This window comes from Pseudomonas sp. FBCC-B545 (assembly GCF_059134095.1).
In genome coordinates this window covers 1,910,568-1,933,989 of the sequence record NZ_CP101441.1, presented here as the reverse complement: position 1 = coordinate 1,933,989, position 23,422 = coordinate 1,910,568, and the positions used below count along the sequence as shown (strand labels likewise).

Genomic DNA, 23,422 nt, shown 5'->3' with positions numbered 1-23,422 from the left:
CTTAAGAAGACAGCCATGCGCACACTGATGATCGAACCCCTGACCAAAGAAGCCTTCGCCCCTTTCGGAGACGTTATCGAAACCGACGGCAGCGATCACTTCATGATCAACAACGGGTCGACCATGCGCTTTCACAAGTTGGCTACGGTCGAAACAGCCCAGCCTGAAGATCACGCCATCATCAGCATCTTCCGCGCCGATGCGCAGGACATGCCGCTGACCGTATGCATGCTGGAAAGACACCCGCTGGGCAGCCAGGCTTTTATTCCGCTGCTCGGCAACCCCTTTCTGATCGTGGTCGCGCCACTTGGCGATGCACCTGTATCAGGCTTGGTCCGCGCCTTCGTCACCAACGGCAGGCAGGGCATCAATTACCATCGCGGCGTCTGGCACCACCCGGTGCTGACGATCGAAAAGCGGGATGACTTCCTGGTGGTTGATCGCAGTGGCACAGGCAATAACTGCGATGAGCATTTTTTCAAAGAGGATGAGCGGTTGATCCTCGCCCCCCACCAATAAGAGAAGGCCGGATCACCCGACAACAGGGTGACAGGCGAGAGGTAAAGACTGTGGAAGCACATTTGATGGAATGGCTGAACCTGAGCGTGCGCTGGGTTCACATGATCACTGGCGTCGCCTGGATCGGCGCTTCGTTCTACTTTGTCTGGCTGGAAAACAACCTCAATCGCGTCAACCCCAAGAGCGGCCTGGCCGGTGACTTGTGGGCGATCCACGGTGGCGGTATCTACCACCTGGAAAAATACAAACTGGCCCCGCCGACCATGCCGGACAACCTGCACTGGTTCAAATGGGAAGCCTACTTCACCTGGATGTCGGGCGTCGCGCTGCTGTGCGTGGTGTTCTACTGGAACCCGACGCTGTACCTGCTCGCCCCCGGCAGCAGCCTCAGCGGCACCGAAGGCGTGTTGCTGGGCATCGGCTCGTTGTTCGCCGGCTGGTTCATCTACTCCTTCCTCTGCGACTCGGCCCTGGGCAAGCGCCCTGCCCTGCTCGGCTTGATCCTGTTCGTGCTGTTGATTGCGGCGGCCTACGGCTTCAGCAAGGTGTTCAGCGGCCGCGGTGCCTACCTGCACGTGGGCGCGGTGATCGGCACGATCATGGTAGGTAACGTATTCCGCATCATCATGCCGGCGCAACGCGCACTGGTGGCGGCCATCGCCGAGAACCGCACGCCGGATCCAGCGCTGCCGGCCAAGGGCCTGCTGCGTTCGCGGCACAACAACTACTTCACCTTGCCGGTGCTGTTCATCATGATCAGCAACCACTTCCCGAGCACCTATGGCAGCCAATACAACTGGCTGATCCTGGCCGGGATCGCGGTGGCGGCAGTGTTGGTACGGCACTACTTCAACACCCGGCACAACAGCCAGAAGTACGCGTGGACCTTGCCGGTGGGCGCGTTGGCGATGATCAGCCTGGCGTATGTGACCGGGCCCAAGCCGGCTCCGGAAGTGGCCAAGGCGCCTGCGGCGATTGAATACCAGCCACTGCCGGAAACGGCATTGGGCGGGGGTTTGAAGCCCGCAGCGCCTGCCGCTGAACCGGCACCGGCCCAGGCCACCACCGACTTCGGCCAGGTGCACCACGTGATCGAGCAACGCTGCACTGTGTGCCATTCGGCCAAGCCGACCAGCCCGTTGTTCAGCACCGCGCCGGCTGGGGTGATGTTCGACACGCCGGCACAGATCCAGCAGCAGGCGGCACGCATTCAAGCGCAGGCCGTCGCCAGCCAGATCATGCCGTTGGGCAACATCACCCAGATGACCCAGCAGGAAAGAGACCTGATCGGCACTTGGATCAACCAAGGAGCCCGCACCAACTGACAGGTTCACACAGGATCAATGTGGGAGGGGGCTTGCTCCCGATTGCGGTGTGTCATTCAAAGCATCAGTGACTGAAACACCGCTATCGGGAGCAAGCCCCCTCCCACAGGGGTTCTGCTGTGTTTTGAAAATTGCTTTGCAAACAACACAAAAATAAAAAGATCCGAGGTGTTGCATGACCGAGTTAGTCGAACCGCAGATTCCTGCCGCGCCCGCCATGGTGCGGCTGCCCCTCTTGCAACTGATTCTGGTTGGCCTGCAACACGTCTTGCTGATGTACGGCGGCGCCGTCGCCGTGCCCCTGATCATCGGCCAGGCCGCGGGCTTGAGCCGTGAAGAAATCGCCTTCCTGATCAACGCCGACCTGCTGGTGGCCGGGATCGCCACCATGGTGCAATCGTTCGGTATCGGCCCGGTGGGCATCCGCATGCCGGTGATGATGGGCGCCAGTTTTGCCGCCGTCGGCAGCATGGTCGCCATGGCCGGCATGCCCGGTATCGGCTTGCAGGGCATCTTCGGCGCGACCATCGCCGCCGGGTTCTTCGGCATGCTCATCGCGCCGTTCATGTCCAAGGTCGTGCGCTTTTTCCCGCCGTTGGTGACCGGCACCGTGATTACCGCCATCGGCCTTTCGCTGTTTCCCGTGGCCGTGAACTGGGCCGGGGGTGGCAGTGCCGCCGCCACGTTCGGCTCACCGATCTACCTGGCGATTGCCGCCCTGGTATTGGCCACCATCCTGCTGATCAACCGCTTCATGCGCGGCTTCTGGGTCAACATCTCGGTGTTGATCGGCATGGCGCTGGGCTACGGCTTGTGCGGCCTGCTCGGCATGGTCGACCTCAGCGGCCTGGCCCTGGCACCGTGGGTGCAGGTGGTAACGCCGCTGCACTTTGGCATGCCCAGGTTCGAGTTGGCGCCGATCCTGTCGATGTGCCTGGTGGTGGTGATCATCTTTGTCGAGTCCACCGGCATGTTCCTCGCCCTGGGCAAGATCACCGATCAGGAGGTCACACCGAAGATGCTGCGTCGCGGCTTGCTGTGTGATGCCGGCGCGTCGTTCTTTGCCGGTTTCTTCAACACCTTTACCCACTCCTCCTTCGCGCAGAATATCGGCCTGGTACAGATGACCGGCGTGCGCTGCCGCTCGGTCACCATCATGGCCGGCGCTTTCTTGATTGTGCTGAGCCTGCTGCCCAAAGCCGCTTACCTGGTGGCGTCGATCCCGCCGGCGGTACTCGGTGGCGCGGCGATTGCCATGTTCGGCATGGTGGCGGCGACCGGGATCAAGATCCTGCAGGAAGCCGACATTGCTGATCGCCGTAACCAGTTGCTGGTAGCGGTAAGCATCGGCATGGGCCTGATCCCCGTGGTACGCCCGGAGTTCTTCGCGCAATTGCCGCTATGGATGAGTCCGATTACCCATAGTGGCATCGCTATGGCCACCCTCAGCGCGTTGTCGCTGAACATACTGTTCAACATCCTGGGCGGCGCTGAGCGCGTTGCCGTTGAGCACGTCCACACCTGAAGCATGCTCCATGGCCGTCCTGCGTGCGCTGTAACGGCGCACTTGAGCCCGGCCGTGGGAGCCAGTATTCTCCGCGCCCGCTTGAATCGACGGTTTTTAACCGCCTTGGCGCGGCTTTTGCTGTAAGCATAAAAGCTGACCAAACAGATGATTTTTTCAGCGAATCCAAAGGCGCCACATCAGAGCGCCAGATTAGAAAACCATAAAAAACTTTAACTCGGGAGCAACCGAATGAAACCTATGTTCAAGGGCCTGATGCTGGCAGGATCCCTGCTGGCCGCTGGCCAAGCCGGAGCCGGCGACTTGTTGCAGTGGCAGAACAACAGCCTGACTTACCTGTGGGGCAAGAGCTTTACCGTCAACCCGCAGATCCAACAAACCGTCACCTTCGAACATGCTGACGCCTGGAAGTATGGCGACAACTTCTTCTTCCTGGACCGTATCTTTTACAACGGCAAGGAAGACGGCAACGTCGGCCCCAATACTTACTACGGCGAGTTCAGCCCACGGTTGTCATTCGGCAAGATTTTCGACAAGGACCTGTCGTTCGGCCCGATCAAGGATGTGTTGCTGGCCTTCACCTACGAGTTCGGCGAAGGCGATAACGAATCCTACCTGCTCGGTCCTGCCATCGACTTGAACATTCCTGGCTTCGACTACTTCCAGTTGAACTTCTACCAGCGCCAGACCGAAGGCAACCGCCCGGGTGATGGTGTCTGGCAGATCACCCCGGTGTGGTCCTACACCATTCCCGTGGGCAACTCCGATGTGTTGATCGACGGTTTCATGGACTGGGTGGTGGATAACGACAAGAACGCCCGTGGCACTTATCACGCCAACCTGCACTTCAACCCGCAGGTCAAATACGACCTGGGCAAGGCGCTGCATTGGGGCGACAAGCAGTTGTATGTGGGTTTTGAATACGACTACTGGAAGAACAAGTACGGGATCGAAGACAGCGGTGCCTTCAAGACTACCCAGGACACGGCGAGCTTCCTGGTCAAGTACCACTTCTAATAAACACTGCTGGACAAAATGTGGGAGGGGGCTTGCTCCCGATAGCGGTGTGTCATTCAAAGTATCTGTGACTGAATCGCCGCCATCGGGAGCAAGCCCCCTCCCACATTTTCAGTTCGGCGTCAGGCCGAGGAACCGAGTGATTTCTTCGCGCTTGGCCAGCGCATCCTTGCGCCCCAACTCGATCAATTCGCTGCAATACCCCGCCTCGAACAGCAAGTAACTTAATACCCCCGCGCCACTGGTCTTGGTCGCCCCCGGCCCACGCAAGAACAAACGCAACGCCGCCGGCAATTCCTGGCGATGCCGCGCAGCGATCTCATCGATCGGCTGGCTGGGCGCAATCACCAGCACTTCCACCGGCGCCAGGCCCTGTACCGCTGCATCAGCAGGCACGACGCGGCTGAACTGGTTCAAGCGCTCCAGCAGTTCGATATCGCTTTCCAGGCTGTCGATGAACGTGCTGTTGAGCATATGCCCGCCAATCTGCGCCAGCGTCGGCTGCTGGCCGGTGTAGGTGCGTTGCATCGAAGGTTCATTGCCCCGTGGGTTGCCGCTCACGCCGACCACCAATACGCGGCTGGCGCCCAGGTGCAGGGCCGGGCTGATCGGCGCCGACTGGCGCACCGCGCCATCACCGAAGTACTCCTGATCAAGCTTGACCGGCGCAAACAACAGCGGAATCGCCGAACTCGCCAGCAGGTGCTCCACCGTCAGTTGGGTGGGCACGCCGATCCGGCGATGGCGCAACCAGGCATCGATGGTGCCGCCGCCCTGATAGAAGGTCACCGTTTGCCCGGATTCATAACCGAAGGCCGTGACCGCCACCGCCTGCAAATGCTTGCAGCGAATGGCTTCGTCGATGCCGTCCAGGTTCAGGCGTTCTTGCAATAATTCGCGCAGCGGCGAGCTGTTGAGCAGTGCCACTGGTACCTGTGCGCCCAGGCCCAACAGGCTGTGGATGAGGAAACGACTGGCCTGGCGTATCACCCCCGGCCAGTCGCTGCGCAGCACTTGGTGACTGCGAAAGCCCTGCCAGAACGCCGTCAATCGTTGGATAGCCGCACGGAAATCGGTGGCCCCGCTGGCCAGGCTCACCGCATTGATCGCACCGGCCGACGTGCCGACAATCACCGGAAAAGGATTCGGCGCCCCTGGCGGCAGCAGCTCGGCAATCGCCGCCAATACTCCCACCTGATACGCCGCTCGCGCCCCGCCGCCAGAAAGAATCAAGCCTGTGACCGGTTCAACTGGGCGCATTGCGTCACTCCATGTGGGAAAAGCCAGCGCTTATCGGCGGCGTTTTTCGTACAGCTTGGGTTCACCCGCCGGTCGGCTCTTGAAGCGGCGGTGGGTCCACAGGTATTGCTCGGGGCATTCGCGTACCGAGGCTTCGACCCATTGGTTGATGCGCAGGCAGTCGACTTCGTCGGTTTCGCCGGGGAAGTCGGTCAACGGCGGATGGATCACCAAGCGGTAACCGCTGCCATCGGCCAGGCGTTCCTGGGTGAACGGCACAACCAGCGCCTTGCCCAGGCGTGCGAACTTGCTGGTAGCGGTGACAGTGGCGGCCTGGATGCCGAACAGCGGCACGAAGATGCTTTGTTTGGCGCCGTAGTCCTGATCCGGTGCGTACCAGATGGCGCGGCCGGCGCGCAGCAGCTTGAGCATGCCGCGCACGTCGTCGCGCTCCACGGCCAGGGAATCGAGGTTGTGGCGTTCGCGGCCACGGCGCTGGATAAAGTCGAACAGCGGATTGCCGTGCTCGCGGTACATGCCATCGATGGTGTGTTTCTGCCCGAGCAGCGCCGCGCCGATTTCCAGGGTGGTGAAGTGCAAGGCCATGAGGATCACGCCCTTGCCTTCCAACTGCGCCTGCTTGAGGTGCTCCAGCCCTTCGACATGGGCCAGGCGCGCCAGGCGCGGCTTGGGCCACCACCAGCTCATGGCCATCTCAAAGAAGGCGATGCCGGTGGAGGCGAAATTTTCCTTGAGCAGGCGTTTGCGTTCCTTGGCGGACTTTTCCGGGAAGCACAGCTCAAGGTTGCGCGCCGCGATACGGCGGCGATCGCCGGCCACGCGGTACATGCCCGCGCCCAGCAGGCGACCAATGGTCAACAGCGCCCGGTACGGTAACTGGGTGACCAGCCACAGCAGGCCGAGCCCCAGCCACAGCAGCCAAAAACGCGGGTGAAGAAATACAGCTCGAAAACGCGGGCGATCCATTACAGATTCCGGTAAAGACAAGGGCCGCGCATTCTACAACGGTTCGACTCGGCTTGCGGCGGGTGAGTGTTCTCGTTATAAGTCTCGACACTTTTCGTGACAAGCCGCTTTCGCCGACCATGAGCCAAACCGAACCGCTAGACCAAGATCCCGTGTTCCAGCTGAAAGGCAGCATGCTCGCCATTACCGTGCTGGAACTGGCCCGCAACGACCTCGATGCCCTGGACCGCCAACTGGCCGCCAAGGTCGCACTGGCGCCGAACTTTTTCAACAATGCCCCACTGGTGCTGGCCCTGGACAAGCTCCCGGCCGGCCAAGGGGCGATTGATTTGCCCGGGCTGATGCGCGTATGCCGCTCCCATGGCTTGCGTACCCTGGCGATTCGCGCCAGCCGTATCGAAGACATTGCCGCAGCCATCGCCATTGAACTGCCAGTACTGCCACCGTCCGGCGCCCGTGAGCGTCCGCTCGAACCATTGGTCGGTGAAGAGAAGAAAAAACCGGAAAAACCGCCCGAGCCTGCGATCAAGCCAACAAAGATCATCACCTCGCCCGTACGCGGCGGGCAGCAGATCTACGCCCAGGGTGGCGACCTCGTGGTGATCTCCTCGGTCAGCCCGGGGGCGGAACTTCTTGCCGATGGCAACATCCATGTATACGGCCCGATGCGCGGACGCGCCCTCGCCGGCATCAAGGGTGATACCAAGGCCCGGATTTTTTGCCAGCAGTTGACCGCTGAGCTAGTGTCCATCGCAGGCCAGTACAAGGTTTCAGAAGATTTGCGCCGTGATCCGCTGTGGGGGGCTTCGGTGCAGGTCAACCTGTCGGGCGATGTGTTGAACATCATTCGTCTTTAACGGATACTGCCGCATTTTCCAAGCATCTCTAGACTCTGATAGCAAAGCGAAACCGGCAAGACTTGTGTAGGAATATTTGGAAGTTGGTGTTTCCCTGCGGAAACTGCATCTTTTTCCTACAAAGGCTGTCCGCCTGCAGCGAGTTCCAAGAGATGTTTTTCAGGGACTGAAAAGTCCTTTTTCCTTAGGGGTGAAACACCTTGGCCAAGATTCTCGTGGTTACATCCGGCAAGGGTGGTGTGGGTAAGACCACCACCAGCGCCGCTATCGGTACCGGCCTCGCTCTGCGCGGCCACAAGACAGTCATCGTCGACTTCGACGTCGGTTTGCGTAACCTCGACCTGATCATGGGCTGCGAACGCCGCGTGGTGTACGACTTCGTCAACGTAGTCAACGGCGAAGCCAACCTGCAACAGGCCCTGATCAAGGATAAGCGCCTTGAAAACCTGTACGTGCTGGCCGCCAGCCAGACCCGTGACAAGGATGCGCTGACCAAGGAGGGCGTGGGCAAGGTCCTCGCCGAGCTGAAAGAAACTTTCGAATACGTGGTATGCGATTCCCCGGCCGGTATCGAGACCGGTGCTCACCTGGCGATGTACTTCGCCGATGAAGCCATCGTGGTGACCAACCCGGAAGTCTCCTCGGTACGTGACTCGGACCGCATGCTCGGCCTGTTGGCCAGCAAGTCCAAGCGCGCCGAAGAAGGCCAGGACCCGATCAAGGAACACCTGCTGCTCACCCGCTACAACCCTGAGCGCGTCAGCAATGGCGAAATGCTCGGCGTTGAAGACGTGAAGGAAATCCTCGCCGTGACCCTGCTGGGCGTGATCCCGGAATCCCAGGCCGTGCTCAAGGCATCCAACCAGGGCGTGCCAGTGATCCTCGACGACCAGAGCGACGCCGGCCAGGCGTACAGCGATGCCGTGGATCGCTTGCTGGGCAAGACCGTGGAACACCGCTTCCTCGATGTCAAGAAGAAGGGATTCTTCGAGCGTATCTTTGGAGGCAACTAAACAATGAAATTTCTCGACTTCTTTCGCGCCAACAAAAAGCCAAGTACCGCGTCGGTAGCGAAAGAGCGTCTACAGATCATCGTGGCGCACGAACGCGGCCAACGCAGCACGCCGGACTACCTGCCAGCCTTGCAGAAGGAACTGGTGGAGGTGATCCGCAAGTACGTCAATATCGGTAACGATGACGTGCATGTCGCCCTGGAAAATGACGGCAGTTGCTCGATTCTGGAACTCAATATCACCCTGCCCGATCGTTGATCGAAAGGGCGGTCGCCACGGCGGCTCGGTCACCTTGATCCCTCTTCGGGAGCCAGGTGGTCGAGCCGCCGTTGGCGTTTGTTACGAGGCTGTTTAATGCCGCTGTCCAATATCCATATCCTGCATCAGGACGATGCCGTCCTGGTGGTGAACAAGCCGACCCTGCTGCTCTCGGTGCCGGGTCGCGCCGACGACAACAAGGATTGCCTGATTACCCGCCTGCAGGAAAACGGTTACCCCGAAGCCCGTATCGTCCATCGGCTTGACTGGGAAACCTCGGGGATCATCCTGCTGGCCCGCGACGCCGACACCCACCGCGAACTGTCCCGCCAGTTTCACGACCGCGAAACAGAAAAAGCCTACACCGCCCTGGCATGGGGCCAGCCGGAACTGGACAGCGGCAGCATCGACCTGCCCCTGCGCTACGACCCGCCGACCAAGCCACGGCATGTGGTGGACCACGAGTTCGGCAAGCACGCCCTGACCTTCTGGAAAGTGCTGGAGCGTTGTGGCGACTGGTGCCGCGTGGAACTGACGCCGATCACTGGGCGTTCGCATCAGTTGCGTGTGCATATGCTGTCCATCGGGCATCCATTGCTGGGTGATGGCTTGTATGCCCATGAACAAGCGTTGGCTGCCTGGCCGCGGCTGTGCCTGCATGCAAGCATGTTGAGCTTCACCCATCCGCAAAGCGGCGAGCGCCTGCGCTTCGAGTGCCCTGCCCCCTTTTAAGCTGCGAACACGGGTAAATGTGAGAGGGGGCTTGCCCCCGATGGCGGAGTGTCAGTCACTGTATTTGCTCACTGACACACCGCAATCGGGAGCAAGCCCCCTCCCACATTCAGTTCTGTGTCAGTTCTAGACACCGAGTCAAACCAATACGGTAAACTCCGCGCATTGCTGTCTGGAGCTATTTATGCGCGAAGCGTTGAATCAAGGCCTGATCGACTTCCTCAAGGCCTCCCCTACTCCTTTTCATGCCACTGCCGCCCTCGCCCAGCGCCTGGAAGCGGCCGGTTACCAGCGACTCGACGAGCGCGACACCTGGGCGACCGAGGCCAACGGTCGCTATTACGTGACCCGCAACGATTCCTCGATCATCGCCTTCAAGCTCGGCCGTCACTCGCCGCTGCAGGGCGGTATCCGCCTGGTCGGCGCCCACACCGACAGCCCATGCCTGCGGGTCAAGCCCCAGCCTGAGCTGCAACGCCAGGGTTTCTGGCAGTTAGGGGTGGAAGTCTATGGCGGCGCGCTGCTGGCACCGTGGTTCGACCGCGACCTGTCCCTGGCCGGCCGCGTCACCTTCCGCCGTGACGGCAAGGTCGAAAGCCAGCTGATCGACTTCAAACTGCCCATCGCGATCATTCCCAACCTGGCCATTCACCTCAACCGTGAAGCCAACCAAGGCTGGGCGATCAATGCCCAGACCGAGCTGCCGCCGATCCTCGCGCAATTTGCCGGCGACGAACGCGTGGACTTCCGTGCCGTTCTCACCGAGCAGTTGGCCCGCGAGCACGGGTTGAACGCTGATGTGGTGCTCGACTACGAGCTGAGTTTCTACGACACCCAAAGTGCCGCGGTCATCGGCCTCAATGGCGACTTCATCGCCGGTGCGCGCCTGGACAACCTGCTGTCGTGCTACGCCGGCCTGCAAGCCTTGCTGACCAGCGAGACCGACGAAACCTGCGTGCTGGTGTGCAACGACCACGAAGAAGTCGGCTCCTGCTCGGCCTGCGGCGCCGATGGCCCGATGCTGGAACAGACCCTGCGCCGCCTGCTGCCCGAAGGTGATGAGTTCGTACGCACCATTCAGAAGTCCCTGCTGGTATCGGCCGACAATGCCCACGGCGTGCACCCCAACTACGCCGAGAAGCATGACGCCAACCACGGCCCGAAACTCAACGCCGGCCCGGTGATCAAGGTCAACAGCAACCAGCGCTACGCCACCAACAGCGAAACCGCCGGGTTCTTCCGCCACTTGTGCATGGCCGAGGAAGTGCCGGTGCAGAGTTTTGTAGTCCGCAGCGACATGGGTTGCGGCTCGACGATTGGGCCTATTACCGCCAGCCACCTGGGCGTGCGTACCGTGGATATCGGCTTGCCGACCTTTGCCATGCACTCCATTCGTGAACTGTGCGGCAGCCATGACCTGGCGCATCTGGTGAAGGTGCTGGGTGCGTTTTATGCGAGCCGCGACCTGCCCTGATTTGATGGGCGAAATGTGATCGAATGTGGGAGGGGGCTTGCTCCCGATAGCAGTGGGTCAGCCAATAGATTCAGTGACTGACGCTCCGCCATCGGGAGCAAGCCCCCTCCCACAGTGGGTTCTGTGTACTGCCAAACTGACTTGCATCACCTGCACTTCCTGCAATCGCGCCTAGACTTGTCAAAACTTCCACTGTGACAAGGCTATTGCTCCCATGATCTCAATGTCCTCCTTCCACGCCATGCTGATTCCCATCGTGATCGGCATGATCATGCTCGCGGTCGGTTTCAACTTTCGCGACAAGCCCCTCGGCGTGTTCGGCATGTGGATCGGCATGCTGTTGATCCTGGGTACCGTGGTGTACAAGATTCTCGCCAAACTGGCGGAATGATAAATGCGCTCGCATTGGGCATAGCGGCCTCGTACACTCGGTCAATTCGTCGTTTTCAAGGTTGACCGCCTCGTGTTCTCCCGTTTGTTTGCCCTGCCCTGCTACCTGCTGATCGCCCTGCTCACACTGCTGCCGCTGACGTCCGCCCAAGCCGTAGGCTTGCCCGGCATGCTGGGCAGCTCCAGCAAGACCCAACCCCAGGCCGAAGTGCCACTGGGGCAGTCGCTGGACGAGGTGATCAAGACCCTGGAGAATGACCAGCAGCGCACCCAATTGCTGAGCGACCTGAAGAAACTGCGTGCCGCCACGCAAAAGGCCCAGCCCGCCGCCGAACAAGGCGTGCTCGGGTTGATCGGCAGTACGCTGTCGGGCTTTGAACAGCAGTTTTCCGGCGCCGACAGCCCGCTGGGGCGCTGGTCGAATGAAGTCGACCTGGCCAAGGATGAACTGGGTGCACTGATGCTGCCGGCCAACGAGTGGCTGCCGATCATCTTCGGCTTTGCCGTGATCCTGGCGGTGTGGAGTCTGCTGGCCGCCGCGTTGATCTGGCTCAGCCACCGGGTACGCGAGCGCTTCGGCTTGCCCGAGGAGTTGCCGCAACACCCGCGGACCTGGGACATGCTGCGCTTTGCCCTGCGCAAGCTCGGGCCCTGGCTGATCGCCCTGGTCATCACGGTTTACCTCAGCTACGCCCTGCCGTCATCCCTGGGTAAATCCCTGGCGATGGTGCTGGCCTATGCCTTGGTGATCGGTACCTGTTTCTCGGCGATCTGCGTGATTGCCTTCTCCGTGCTCGACGGCCCACACCGCCACCGCGCCCTGTATATCCTGCGCCATCAGGCGTTCCGCCCGTTGTGGTGGATCGGCAGTTTTGCCGCCTTCGGTGAAGCCCTGAGCGACCCGCGCCTGGTCGAGGCGCTCGGCCAACACCTGGCCCACACTGCCGCGACTGTGGCCAATGTGATGGCGGCGCTGTCCACGGGCGTATTTATCCTGCGTTTCCGCCGGCCGATCGCGCACCTGATCCGCAACCAGCCGCTGTCGCGCCGCCTGACCCGCCGCGCCCTCACCGATACCCTGTCGATCATCGGCACCTTCTGGTACATCCCAGCCTTGCTGTTGGTGGGGATCTCACTGTTCGCCACCTTCCTGTCGGCCGGCGACACCAGCACCGCCCTGCGCCAGTCGCTGCTGTGCACGGTGCTGCTGGTGTTGTGCATGGTGATCAACGGCTTGGTGCGCCGCCACGCCCTCAAGCCGCAACGCGGGCACAAGCGCCATGCGCTGTACTCCGAGCGCCTCAAAGGCTTTGTCTACACCCTGGTGCACCTGGTGGTGTGGCTGGTGTTTATCGAGTTGGGGCTGCGGGTGTGGGGCCTGTCGATGATTCGCTTTACCGAAGGTGACGGCCATGAAATAGCCGTGAAGCTGTTCGGCCTCGGTGGCACCTTGCTGTTTGCCTGGCTGATCTGGATCCTCAGCGACACCGCGATCCACCACGCCCTGACCCGCTCACGCAAAGGCCTGGCCAACGCGCGTGCGCAAACCATGATGCCGCTGATCCGCAACGTGCTGTTCGTGACCATCTTCATCATCGCCGCCATTGTGGCCCTGGCGAACATGGGCATGAACGTCACGCCACTGCTGGCCGGTGCGGGCGTGATCGGTATCGCCATCGGCTTTGGTGCGCAGTCGCTGGTAGCCGACTTGATCACCGGCTTGTTCATCATCATCGAGGACTCCCTGGCCATCGACGACTACGTAGACGTCGGCGGCCACCTCGGCACGGTGGAAGGCCTGACCATCCGCACCGTGCGCCTGCGCGATATCGACGGCATCGTGCACACCATCCCGTTCAGCGAAATCAAGAGCATCAAGAACTACTCCCGGGAGTTCGGCTACGCGATTTTCCGGGTGGCGATCCCCTACAACATGGAAATCGACGATGCGATCAAGCTGATGCGCGATGTCGGGCATGCCATGCGCAACGACCCGCTGCAACGCCGTAATATCTGGTCGCCGCTGGAGATCCAGGGTGTGGAAAGCTTCGAGTCCGGCAGTGCGATCCTGCGCGCACGCTTCAAGACCGCACCGATCAAGCAGTGGGAAGTGTCGCGGGCGTTCAACCTGTCGCTCAAGCGCCACCTGGATGAAGCCGGGCTCGACCTGGCGACACCGCGCTTGAGTGTGCAGGTGGTCACCGCCGGCACGGTGCAGGAGAAAGAACCAGAACAATAAAGAAGGAGAGGTTTGTATGCGTTTGAACGGTTTGACACATCAATGGGTGTTCGGCTTGCTCTGCGGGGTTGCCAGCAGCGCAGTGATTGCCGCCAGCAGTGGTCAGGATAGTGCCCGGGAGGAAATTGCCGCCCAGGCGAAGATCCTTGAACCGAGCCTGCTCGAAACCCGCCGCGATATCCACGCCCATCCAGAGCTGGGCAACGCCGAAACCCGCACCGCCGAGCTGGTCGCCAAACAGCTGCGCGAACTGGGCCTTGAGGTCAAGACGGGCGTGGCGCGAACCGGCGTCGTCGCCGTCTTGAAAGGCGCCCTGCCCGGCCCGACCGTGGCCCTGCGCGCCGACATGGATGCGCTGCCGGTCAAGGAAGTCGCCGACCTGCCCTTCGCCTCCAAGGCCAAGGGCACCTACCTGGGCAAGGAAGTCGATGTGATGCACGCCTGCGGCCACGACGCCCACACCGCGATTCTGCTGAGCACTGCGAAAATTCTTACCGGCATGCGCGAGCGTTTGCCCGGCACCGTGGTGTTCTATTTCCAGCCGGCCGAAGAAGGCCCGAGCGACTTCAGCCCCGACGGCAAGAACACCTGGGGCGCGAAGATGATGGTGCAGGAAGGCGTGATGAAAGCGCCGAAGCCGGATGCGGTGTTCGGCCTGCATGTGTGGGCCGGCGTACCGGCCGGGCAGATCGCCTACCGCCCGGGCCCGACCCTGGCCAGCTCCGACGACCTGCGCATCAAGATCCTCGGCAAACAGACCCACGCGGGGCAGCCCTGGAACGGCATCGACCCGATCACCGTCGGCGCACAAACCATTGTCGGTTTGCAGACCGTGGTCAGCCGCCGCACCAATATTTCGTCATCGCCCTCGGTGGTGAGCATCGGCACCATCAACGGTGGCACCCGCTACAACATCATCCCCGAGTCGCTGGAGATGACCGGCACCATCCGCTCCTATGACTACGGCATTCGCCAGAAGCTGCATGCAGATGTGCGCCAGACCGTAGAGAAAATTGCCGAAAGCGGCGGCGCCAAGGCCGAAGTGACGATCATCGAGAAGTACGACCCCACCATCAACAACCCGGCACTGACCGAGAAAATGCTGCCGAGCCTGCGTTGGGCAGCCCGGGATGACGTGGTGCAAGGCCCGTTGGTAGGAGGCGCGGAAGACTTCTCGTTTTATGCCAAGGAAGCGCCGGGATTGTTCGTGTTCCTGGGGGTGACCCCGAGGGATCAGGACATGAGCAAGGCGGCGCCGAATCACAACCCGGGGTTCTTTGTGGACGAGTCGGCGTTGGTGGTGGGAGTGAGGACGCTGGCGTCGCTGGCGACGGATTACCTGTACACCCACACCCCCCTGTAGGAGCGAGCTTGCTCGCGAAGTACTTCAGAGCGCCGCGTTTACTCAGGGTGACCGCGGCGTTCTTGCGTTCTTCGCGAGCAAGCTCGCTCCTACAGGGTATTGTGGTGAATCAGTTGACCAGCTCAGCGCTGTCCATCTTCTGGCGCAGGCTCAGCGGGCGCATATCGGTCCACACTTCCTCGATATAAGCCAGGCACTCTTTCTTCATGCCGCTCTTGCCCACAGTGCGCCAGCCTTCGGGCACGGCCTTGTAGTCGGGCCAGATCGAATACTGCTCTTCGTGGTTGACCACTACCTGAAACAGGATGTCATCGCGGTCAAATACTGAGGTCATTGCTGTTCTCCGTCGCTCAAAGGCTGGCTGCGCACCACGCGCAGCACTGATATCTGTAGAAACGTATCAAGGGCCTGGAAAATTAGACGCCGGCAACCGCCGCCGCCAAGGCGCGCCCGAAGATCTCGGCCACTTGGTCGATTTCGCCGGCGGTAATCACCAACGGCGGCAGGAAGCGCACCACGCTGCCATGGCGCCCACCCAGCTCCAGGATCAGGCCGCGCTTGAGGCACTCACGCTGCACCAGCGGCGCCAACTGGCGATGCACCGGTGGGTGGCCCTGGACATCCGGCGTGCCCGTCGGGTCCACCAACTCCACCCCCAGCATCAGCCCGCGGCCACGGATATCCCCCAAGTGCGGGAAGTCGCGCTGCAGGATGCGCAGGTGTTCCGCCAGGCACTCACCCATGGCGGCGGCATGGCCCGCCAGGTCGTGCTCCTTGAGATAGCGCATGACCGCCGAGCCCGCCGCCATCGCCATCTGGTTGCCCCGGAACGTTCCGGCATGGGCGCCCGGGAGCCAAGTGTCGAGCCAGTCGCGATACACCACTACGGCCAACGGCAGGCTGCCACCAATGGCCTTGGACATGACCACCACGTCCGGGATGATGCCGGCGTGTTCGAAGGCAAACATCTTGCCGGTGCGTCCAAAGCCACTCTGGATTTCATCGACGATCAGTGCCACACCGGCCTGCTCGGTGATACGCCGCAGCCCGCGCAACCAATCGAGGTCTGCGGGAATCACACCGCCCTCGCCCTGCACCACCTCAACAATCACCGCCGCCGGCAGCAACACGCCGGCCTCCGGATCGTTGAGCAGGTTTTCCAGGTAATGCAGGTTGACCCGCACACCTTGCGCGCCGCCCAAGCCGAACGGGCAACGGTAGTCATACGGGAACGGCAGGAATTGCACGCCATTGCCGAGCAACGCACCCAGGGGTTTTTTCGGCGCCAGGCTGCCCATCAGGCTCAAGGCGCCCTGGCTCATGCCGTGATAGCCGCCCTGGAACGACAGCACAGTGCTGCGCCCAGTGGCGGTGCGCACCAGCTTCAATGCAGCTTCCACCGCATCGGTGCCAGTGGGGCCGCAGAACTGGATCTTCGCTTCCCGCGCCAATTCAGCGGGCAGCATGCCGAACAGGTCTTGCACGAACTGATCCTTGACCGGCGTAGTCAAGTCGAGGGTGTGCAGCGGCAGTTCGTCGCTCAGCACTTGCCGGATGGCCTGGATCACCACCGGGTGGTTATGCCCCAGCGCCAGCGTCCCGGCACCGGCCAAACAGTCGATGAAGCGACGCCCCTCGACGTCTTCCACATAAATACCTTTGGCGCGCTTGAGCGCCAGGGGGATGCGCCGCGGGTAGCTGCGGGCGTTGGACTCCTGCTGGCGCTGGCGGGCCAGCAGCGGGTTTTCGTCGAACTGATAGAGCGTTTCCGCAGGCGCCGCGGCGTCTTCGGTACGGCTGGTAGCGACTGACATCTCTGGATCCCTCAATACGCGGGTGATGGTGACCAAACTGCCAATCCGTTGGCGTCTGGCCCAAGGGCATGCGCACGGATTTCCTGTTCTGGAGACGCATCAGCGAGAAGAGGATTTAGGGAACGGGCTGGTTAACTGATGAATGAAGAGCCAAATGTGGGAGGGGGCTTGCCCCCGATGGCGGAGTGTCAGTCACTGTATTTGCTCACTGACCCACCGCTATCGGGAGCAAGCCCCCTCCCACATTTGAACAGGGGTTGAATCAAATTCCGCGGTATTTTTCGTTTAGCGCATACAGGATCGCGCAGGTCTGTGCATCCAGGACGCCGCGATAATCCTGGGCCCGAAAGTGCATCTGGAACGCCCGGGTTCGCAGCTCGAAGGCCCGGCGATTCTGCGCCGGCTTATACCCATAGCGCTGGAAAGCCCGCTCCACTTCTACCTCGGGTGGCAGCCTGACATTGAACCGGCGCTGGTACATCGCGCGCGTCGCCTCATCAAACCAGGCCCCCAGTCCCGCGTCATGCAATCGATGCCACGGGAACCGCGGCCCCGGATCATTCTTACGCCAACACGCCACATCCGCGTGACCGAGAATCTCAGTCGGTGCAATCTGCGGATAGCGTGCGAGGATGTCGCGGATCAAGACAATAAGCATATCGACCTGAGCCTGGGGGTACGCCGGAAAACTGAATACGCCCTTGTCCTCCCGCGCCAGGTTGACGATCTCAATGCCAATCGACCCGCTGTTGAGATTGTCACACCCCTCCCAGTGACTCACCCCCGCATGCCAGGCACGCTTGCCCTCGTCCACCAGGCGGAACACGCGCAACTCTTCATAACCGGCAGCACGGTAACTGGGCTCATCCGGGTCGGGCAACAGGTAATGAGCGCTCACTCCACCCTGGGTCAGGGTGCGCAGGGCCGAGGCAAAGGGCCCGGTGGTGTAATGCAGGATCACCTGCCGCACGCTTTCGCCGTCGCGGTCATTGAAATCCCTGGCAGGAAAACTGGTATCGATCACCAACATAAAAAGAGCCGTCCTTTTCATTTCGGACCGAATCATTCGGCCCGTTCAAGCGCAAAAAATTACCGCCATCCTGAAGGCTAGAATGTCAGGCGGGCGGTAATTATTTGGCACGTGAAAAAGCGGTTCAGCGACGCAGCGGCATGCCCAGGTCAACCCGCAGCCCATCGGGCTGGCTGTCGAATGCCAACGAGCAGGAGCAGCGCTGCACAATCGCCTGGACGATAGCCAAACCCAGGCCACAGCCTTCGCTGTTGCCGTTACGCCAGAAACGCTGGGTGAGGTATTGCAGGTCTTCGCTGGAGATCTGCTTGCCATGGTCTCGCACGCGGAAAATCACCTGGTCAACACTGCTGTACACGCTCAACTCCACCCGGGTATCGGCCGGAGTGTGGCGCAAGGCGTTGTCCAGCAAGTTGCGCAAGGCCGCGACAGCCAGGCCCACGGGCATCTCCACCGGGCTGGCGGCAAGATCATGGGCCAGGACCAGGTCGATCCGACGATTGTCGCCAGCGTTGGCATCCTGGATCGCCAACCTGGCGACTTCCTCGGCACTGGACTGCAAGCCGTCGTCAAACGACAGGCTGCCTTCCACCCGCGCCAGCAGCAATAACTGCTCCAGGGTGCGATGCAAGCGGTCGGCGCCTTCCTCGGCGTGGGCCAGGGACTGGTCGCGGGCAGCGCCCTCGGTCATGCGCGCTACTTGCAGGTGGGTCTTGATCGCCGTCAGCGGGCTGCGCAGCTCATGGGCGGCGTCACCGGTGAGGCGGCGCTCGCGCTCAATGGTCTTGGCGATGCGTTGCAGCAGTTGGTTCTGGGTGTCGAGCAACGGCTTGAGTTCGCTGGGCAATGGATGGATCTGCAGCGGTTCGAGGGAATCGGCACTGCGGCGCATCAAGGCGTCACGCATGCGGTTGAGCGGCACCAGGCTTTGACCGATACCCAGCCACAACAGGCACAGGCAACCCAGCAAGGCTACGCCGACGGGCACCGAGGCGGCGAGCAGGATCGACAGGTTCAGCGCCTCGCGCTCCACCTGGCGGTCGGCGGTGGTGATCAGCAAGTCACCTCGGGACAAGGTGAAACTGCGCCAGCCCACGCCATCGATCATCTGGTCGCGAAAACCGCTTCTGCGCGACTCCAGCCCTTCCTCCGGCGTGGTGTGGCTGCGCGCCAGGATCTCGCCGCGCAGGGAGCTGACCTGGCACGCCATACCCCCAGGCACATTCAGCTGTTCGGTGCGCAGATGCGTAGCGGCGCTGACACTGGCCAACCCCGGCATCTGCTCGGTCAGCCCCGCAACCATGCGCGCCGAGGCCACCAGGCGCTGGTCAAGGGAAAACATCATCTGGTTGCGCAAGTCGTTGAGCATCCAGGCGGCCGCCAGCACCCAGATCAGCACAAAAGCAGCGCCCAGCTTGAACGTCAGGCGCAGGCGCAGGCTCATCACTTGCTGTTCTCTCCAGCATCCGCCGAGCCCAGGCGATAGCCGAGGCCGCGCACGGTCTCGACGATGCCGTTGCCCAATTTGCGCCGCAGGTGATGGATATGCACATTGAGCGCATTGCTTTCCAGTTCGTCGCTGAACCCGTAGACGCTGTCCTTGAGTTGCTCGCTGGACAGCACACGGCCCTTGTTGTGCAGCAGCGCCTGCAACAGCGCCTGTTCGCGACGGGACAGGTCCACCGGCTGGCCACCCAGGAAGGTTTCACGGCTGCTGGGGTCGTAGGCCAGGCGCCCATGTTCGATCAGGTTGACGCTGCGCCCCGCCACCCGGCGCAGCAGGGTTTGCAGGCGGGCGGCGAGTTCGCGCAGGTCAAAGGGCTTGAGCAGGTAGTCATCGGCGCCGGCCTGCAGACCATCGACGCGGTTGGTCACCGAGTCCCGCGCCGTGAGGATCAGCACTGGGATCTCAAGGCCCTGGCTGCGCTGTTGTTGCAGCAGCTTGAGGCCGTCTTCGTCCGGCAGGCCGAGGTCGAGCACCATGATGTCGAAGGCCGCCGCCTTGAGCATTGCCCGCGCAGCGGCCGCCGTGGCCACGCGCTCCACGGTAAAACCCTGGGCGGTGAGGCCGGCCACGATACCGCTGGCAATCAGTTCGTCGTCTTCACAGACCAGTACGTGCATGCTGAGCCCTTCATAAAAGATGCGGGTGATTAGAAAAGGCACGGATTAAGCGCGCATTATGCCGCCAAAGTTCACAACATCGGATTATCCCTACACTCTAGAATAGCGTCCGGTTAATCATCGGTTAATCAACGCCACACATTGTGTGCCTCACTTGCATCGAACTAAGGCTTGACCATGCGGCATCTGTTTATCTTTCTGCTGGTGTTGTTCGCGGGATTCGCCCAGGCAGCGCCGGGCAACCCCTTCGAAACCAAACCCGACTTTCTCCCGGTGGGCAAAGCTTTCACCTTTACCTCCGAACGTCTTGAAAGTGGCGAGACCCAACTGTATTGGCAAATTGCCGACGGTTACTACCTGTACCAGCAGCGCATGAAGTTCGACGGCCTGGCCGAACAACCCGTGCTGCCCCAGGGTGAAGCCCATAGCGATGAGTTCTTCGGCGAGCAGCAGGTGTATCGCCAAGGCCTGGAAGTGAAGATCCCCGCCGGCGCCACCGGCCAGGTCAAGCTGGGCTGGCAGGGCTGTGCCGATGCGGGCCTGTGTTATCCGCCGCAATCGATTACCGTGGACCTGGGCGGCAACCCGGCCGTCGCCGCTACCGCGCAGGCCCAGGATCAGAGCCTGGCCAGCGGCCTGCAACAGCGCAGCCTGGGCTGGAGCCTGCTGGTGTTCTTCGGCCTGGGCCTACTGCTGGCATTTGCGCCCTGCTCGCTGCCGATGTTGCCGATTCTTGCCGGCCTGGTGGTTGGCAGTGGTGCCAGCCCACGGCGCGGCTTTGCCTTGGCCGGCAGCTACGTGGTGTGCATGGCGCTGGTGTATGCGGCCCTGGGGGTGATGGCCGCGTTGCTCGGCGCCAACCTCGCCGCGCTGCTGCAAACTCCTTGGATCCTCGGCAGTTTTGCCGCGCTGTTCGTGATCCTCGCTTTGCCGATGTTCGGCTTCTTCGAACTGCAACTGCCCGCTTTCCTGCGTGACCGCCTCGACAACGTCAGCCGCCAGCAAAGCGGTGGCAGCCTGGTGGGTGCCGGCATTCTCGGCGCATTGTCCGGCTTGCTGGTGGGCCCCTGCATGACTGCGCCCCTGGCCGGCGCCCTGCTGTATATCGCCCAGAGCGGCAATGCGCTGCACGGTGGGCTGATCCTGTTCGCCATGGGTATCGGTATCGGCATTCCGCTGTTGTTGCTGGTCACCGTGGGCAATCGCTTCCTGCCCAAGCCGGGCACCTGGATGAACGTGCTCAAGGGCATCTTCGGCTTCCTGTTCCTGGGCACGGCCGTGCTGATGATTCGCCCGGTGGTCGGCGACAGCCTGTGGATCGGCCTGTGGGGTGCCTTGGCCCTGGTAATGGCTTATTGCGGCTGGACGCTGGCCCGTGAGTCCGGCCTGGCAGCCAAGGTGTGTGGCGCAGGCTCCCTGGTACTGGGCCTGTGGGGCGCAGTACTGGTGGTAGGCGCGGCCGGTGGCAGCGATGAGCTGTGGCAACCGTTGAAGGTCTACAGCGGCTCACGGGTCGCCAGTGCCCCGAGCGCCCACGATGCGTTCACCACCATCAACGACCCGGCCGCTCTGCAAAGCCAGCTCGAGAGTGCCAAGGCACAGGGCCAATGGGTATTGCTGGACTACTACGCCGATTGGTGCGTGTCGTGCAAGATCATGGAGAAACAGGTATTCGGCAAACCTGAGGTGATGGCCGCGCTCAAGGACGTGCGCCTGCTGCGCCTGGACGTCACCGCCGACAACGCCGCCAGCCGCGAGCTGCTGGGCCGCTATAAAGTGCCGGGGCCACCGAGTTTCGTGTGGATCGGCCCGGACGGTGAAGAACGCCGTGCCCAACGCATCACCGGCGAAGTGGATGCCGCCACCTTCCTGCAACGCTGGACCCAGACGCGGGACGCCCTCTGATGCTGACCTTCACCATCGGCACCTTCGCCATCGCCCTGAATCACCTGCTGCTGATCAGCGCGTTGATACTCGCCACCCTGGTGGGCTGGCGGGTGGCCAAGCGTGGTGGTGAGAACCCGGAGTCGGTGCTGTTCAGCCTGTTCCTGCTGGGCATGCTCGCCGCCCGCATCAGCTTTGTGCTGATGTACTGGAGTTATTACAGCGACGATTGGGTAGAAATGGTCGACCTGCGTGACGGTGGCTTTCTTGCCTGGCCCGGGATCATCACGCTGATCCTCGGCTCGCTGGTCTACGGCTGGCGCCGCCCGGCCCTGCGCAAGCCCCTCAGCGCCGGAGTGGTCACTGGCCTGCTGTTCTGGGGCATGACCAGCCTGTCCCTCAGCGTCTACGAAAAAGGCACGCGCCTGCCGGACATCACCCTGCGCAATGCCAATGGCGAGGTAGTGCAATTGGCGGATTACCAGGGCGGCCCGTTGGTGATCAACCTGTGGGCCACCTGGTGCCCGCCGTGCCGCCGCGAAATGCCGGTGCTGGAAAACGCCCAGCGCATGCGCCCCGACGTGACCTTCCTGTTCGTCAACCAGGCCGAAAGCATGCAAAGCGTCAGCACCTACCTGGCCACCCAAGGCCTGAACCTCGACAACGTGCTGTTCGACGCCAGCGGCCGCCTCGGCCAGGCCGTGGGCTCCATGGCCCTGCCGACCACGCTGTTCTACCAAGCCGATGGGCGCCTGATCAACAGCCACCTGGGCGAACTCTCCGATGCCAGCCTGGCCCGTGCCATGGAACCCTTCGACAACACCCAGACAAGGAAACCGACATGCCTCGCCTCCGCCACCTGCTGACCCTGCTGCCTTTGACCTTCTTGTCACTCAGCGCAACCGTCACCCTGGCCCAGGCCGAAGACTGGCCAGCACCGATCAAGCAGATCGAAGCCAAGGGCGCCAAGATCCTCGGCAAATTCGACGCCCCCAGCGGCCTCACCGGCTACGCTGCCCAGTACCAGAACCGTGGCATGGCCCTGTACCTGACGGCCGACGGCAAGAACGTCATCGCCGGCAACCTCTACGATGCCCAAGGCAATGACCTGAGCAGCGCGCCCCTGGAAAAACTGGTGTACGCGCCGATGGCCAAGGAAGTCTGGGCCAAGATGGAAAAAAGCAGCTGGATCCAGGACGGCGATAAAAACGCACCACGTATCGTCTACCTGTTCAGCGACCCCAACTGCCCCTACTGCAACATGTTCTGGGAACAGGCCCGCCCGTGGGTCAAGGCCGGCAAGGTGCAGTTGCGCCATATCATGGTCGGCATCATCCGCGAAGACAGCCCAGGCAAGTCCGCGGCCCTGCTCGCCGCCAAGGACCCGCAAAAGGCCTTGCAGGAACACGAAGCCGCCGGCAAGGGCAGCCAGCTCAAGGCGCTGGAGAAGATCCCGGCTGACGTCGAGGCCAAGCTCGATGCCAATATGAAGTTGATGGACGAACTGGAGTTGTCGGCGACGCCGGCGATTTTCTATCTGGATGATAAAGGCGGGTTGCAGCAGCAGCAGGGGGCGCCGTCGCCGGATAAGTTGGTGAAGATTTTGGGGCCAAAATAAGCGGCACCCTTGCG

At 61.9% G+C, this 23,422-nt stretch carries 22 protein-coding genes; 15 read left to right on the top strand and 7 right to left on the bottom strand.

Annotated features, from left to right (window positions below; all coding sequences use genetic code 11):
* Positions 1 to 15: 15 nt before the first annotated feature.
* The 4 genes from NMB39_RS08985 to NMB39_RS08970 all read left to right on the top strand — a co-directional run bounded on the left by NMB39_RS08985 (position 16) and on the right by NMB39_RS08970 (position 4,386).
* Entirely contained in the window at positions 16 to 519 is a 504-nt protein-coding gene (locus tag NMB39_RS08985; RefSeq protein ID WP_005789953.1) for an ureidoglycolate lyase, read from the top strand.
* A gap of 50 nt (positions 520 to 569) precedes the next feature.
* A complete protein-coding gene (locus NMB39_RS08980; protein WP_494339395.1) occupies positions 570 to 1,844 on the top strand; it encodes a urate hydroxylase PuuD in 1,275 nt (424 codons plus the stop codon).
* Between the two features lie 175 nt (positions 1,845 to 2,019).
* Positions 2,020 to 3,369 carry a nucleobase:cation symporter-2 family protein gene (locus NMB39_RS08975; protein WP_124412796.1) on the top strand — a complete coding sequence of 450 codons (1,350 nt, stop codon included), beginning with the start codon at positions 2,020 to 2,022 and terminating at the stop codon, positions 3,367 to 3,369.
* Positions 3,370 to 3,600: 231 nt separating this feature from the next.
* On the top strand, positions 3,601 to 4,386 hold the full coding sequence (locus tag NMB39_RS08970; protein ID WP_198719152.1) for an outer membrane protein OmpK: 786 nt from the start codon (positions 3,601 to 3,603) through the stop codon (positions 4,384 to 4,386).
* Between the two features lie 111 nt (positions 4,387 to 4,497).
* Here NMB39_RS08970 and NMB39_RS08965 read toward each other — a convergent pair whose 3' ends face one another.
* Together NMB39_RS08965 and NMB39_RS08960 are read right to left on the bottom strand one after the other, a co-directional pair.
* Positions 4,498 to 5,646 (bottom strand): patatin-like phospholipase family protein, encoded by a 1,149-nt coding sequence (locus tag NMB39_RS08965; protein WP_494339396.1) that lies wholly within the window; start codon positions 5,644 to 5,646, stop codon positions 4,498 to 4,500.
* A gap of 30 nt (positions 5,647 to 5,676) precedes the next feature.
* On the bottom strand, positions 5,677 to 6,612 hold the full coding sequence (locus NMB39_RS08960; protein ID WP_057022989.1) for a lipid A biosynthesis lauroyl acyltransferase: 936 nt from the start codon (positions 6,610 to 6,612) through the stop codon (positions 5,677 to 5,679).
* Between the two features lie 119 nt (positions 6,613 to 6,731).
* Between NMB39_RS08960 and minC the strand changes: the two genes are divergently transcribed.
* From minC to NMB39_RS08920, 8 genes are all read left to right on the top strand, one after another.
* Positions 6,732 to 7,469: a septum site-determining protein MinC gene (minC, locus tag NMB39_RS08955; RefSeq protein WP_034117002.1), complete on the top strand. Its 738-nt coding sequence runs from the start codon at positions 6,732 to 6,734 to the stop codon at positions 7,467 to 7,469.
* Positions 7,470 to 7,669: 200 nt separating this feature from the next.
* A complete protein-coding gene (gene minD, locus NMB39_RS08950; protein WP_003175251.1) occupies positions 7,670 to 8,482 on the top strand; it encodes a septum site-determining protein MinD in 813 nt (270 codons plus the stop codon).
* A 3-nt stretch (positions 8,483 to 8,485) separates the two neighbouring features.
* On the top strand, positions 8,486 to 8,740 hold the full coding sequence (minE, locus tag NMB39_RS08945; RefSeq protein WP_003175252.1) for a cell division topological specificity factor MinE: 255 nt from the start codon (positions 8,486 to 8,488) through the stop codon (positions 8,738 to 8,740).
* Positions 8,741 to 8,836: 96 nt separating this feature from the next.
* Positions 8,837 to 9,472, top strand: a complete 636-nt coding sequence (locus tag NMB39_RS08940) for an RluA family pseudouridine synthase (protein WP_005789965.1) — start codon at positions 8,837 to 8,839, stop codon at positions 9,470 to 9,472.
* A 184-nt stretch (positions 9,473 to 9,656) separates the two neighbouring features.
* The gene (locus tag NMB39_RS08935; protein ID WP_005789967.1) at positions 9,657 to 10,946 is read left to right on the top strand and encodes a M18 family aminopeptidase; all 1,290 of its coding nucleotides are present in this window, start codon (positions 9,657 to 9,659) and stop codon (positions 10,944 to 10,946) included.
* A gap of 214 nt (positions 10,947 to 11,160) precedes the next feature.
* The gene (locus NMB39_RS08930) at positions 11,161 to 11,337 is read left to right on the top strand and encodes a hypothetical protein (RefSeq protein ID WP_164484829.1); all 177 of its coding nucleotides are present in this window, start codon (positions 11,161 to 11,163) and stop codon (positions 11,335 to 11,337) included.
* Between the two features lie 72 nt (positions 11,338 to 11,409).
* Positions 11,410 to 13,575, top strand: a complete 2,166-nt coding sequence (locus NMB39_RS08925; protein WP_306958460.1) for a mechanosensitive ion channel family protein — start codon at positions 11,410 to 11,412, stop codon at positions 13,573 to 13,575.
* Between the two features lie 16 nt (positions 13,576 to 13,591).
* Positions 13,592 to 14,938, top strand: a complete 1,347-nt coding sequence (locus tag NMB39_RS08920) for an amidohydrolase (RefSeq protein WP_306958461.1) — start codon at positions 13,592 to 13,594, stop codon at positions 14,936 to 14,938.
* A 109-nt stretch (positions 14,939 to 15,047) separates the two neighbouring features.
* Here the strand turns inward: NMB39_RS08920 and NMB39_RS08915 are convergent, their stop codons facing one another.
* The 5 genes from NMB39_RS08915 to NMB39_RS08895 form a co-directional block, all read right to left on the bottom strand.
* Positions 15,048 to 15,272: an MbtH family protein gene (locus NMB39_RS08915; RefSeq protein WP_057022992.1), complete on the bottom strand. Its 225-nt coding sequence runs from the start codon at positions 15,270 to 15,272 to the stop codon at positions 15,048 to 15,050.
* A gap of 82 nt (positions 15,273 to 15,354) precedes the next feature.
* Complete coding sequence (locus NMB39_RS08910) at positions 15,355 to 16,752, bottom strand: aspartate aminotransferase family protein (protein WP_494339397.1); 1,398 nt, start codon at positions 16,750 to 16,752, stop codon at positions 15,355 to 15,357.
* 262 nt (positions 16,753 to 17,014) lie between these two features.
* Positions 17,015 to 17,782 carry an N-acetylmuramoyl-L-alanine amidase gene (locus NMB39_RS08905; protein WP_494339398.1) on the bottom strand — a complete coding sequence of 256 codons (768 nt, stop codon included), beginning with the start codon at positions 17,780 to 17,782 and terminating at the stop codon, positions 17,015 to 17,017.
* A gap of 124 nt (positions 17,783 to 17,906) precedes the next feature.
* Positions 17,907 to 19,226 (bottom strand): sensor histidine kinase, encoded by a 1,320-nt coding sequence (locus NMB39_RS08900; RefSeq protein WP_057022995.1) that lies wholly within the window; start codon positions 19,224 to 19,226, stop codon positions 17,907 to 17,909.
* A complete protein-coding gene (locus NMB39_RS08895) occupies positions 19,226 to 19,906 on the bottom strand; it encodes a response regulator (protein ID WP_057022996.1) in 681 nt (226 codons plus the stop codon). The genes NMB39_RS08900 and NMB39_RS08895 overlap by 1 nt, the downstream gene beginning before the upstream one ends.
* 177 nt (positions 19,907 to 20,083) lie before the next feature.
* Between NMB39_RS08895 and dsbD the strand changes: the two genes are divergently transcribed.
* Genes dsbD through dsbG form a run of 3 tightly spaced genes read left to right on the top strand, consistent with a single transcriptional unit; the run spans position 20,084 to position 23,408 of the window.
* The gene (gene dsbD / locus NMB39_RS08890; RefSeq protein ID WP_198719147.1) at positions 20,084 to 21,811 is read left to right on the top strand and encodes a protein-disulfide reductase DsbD; all 1,728 of its coding nucleotides are present in this window, start codon (positions 20,084 to 20,086) and stop codon (positions 21,809 to 21,811) included.
* Entirely contained in the window at positions 21,811 to 22,656 is an 846-nt protein-coding gene (locus tag NMB39_RS08885) for a prolipoprotein diacylglyceryl transferase family protein (RefSeq protein WP_367236093.1), read from the top strand. Before dsbD ends, NMB39_RS08885 begins: the two co-directional genes overlap by 1 nt.
* On the top strand, positions 22,632 to 23,408 hold the full coding sequence (gene dsbG, locus NMB39_RS08880; RefSeq protein ID WP_057022999.1) for a thiol:disulfide interchange protein DsbG: 777 nt from the start codon (positions 22,632 to 22,634) through the stop codon (positions 23,406 to 23,408). Before NMB39_RS08885 ends, dsbG begins: the two co-directional genes overlap by 25 nt.
* Positions 23,409 to 23,422 lie beyond the last annotated feature (14 nt).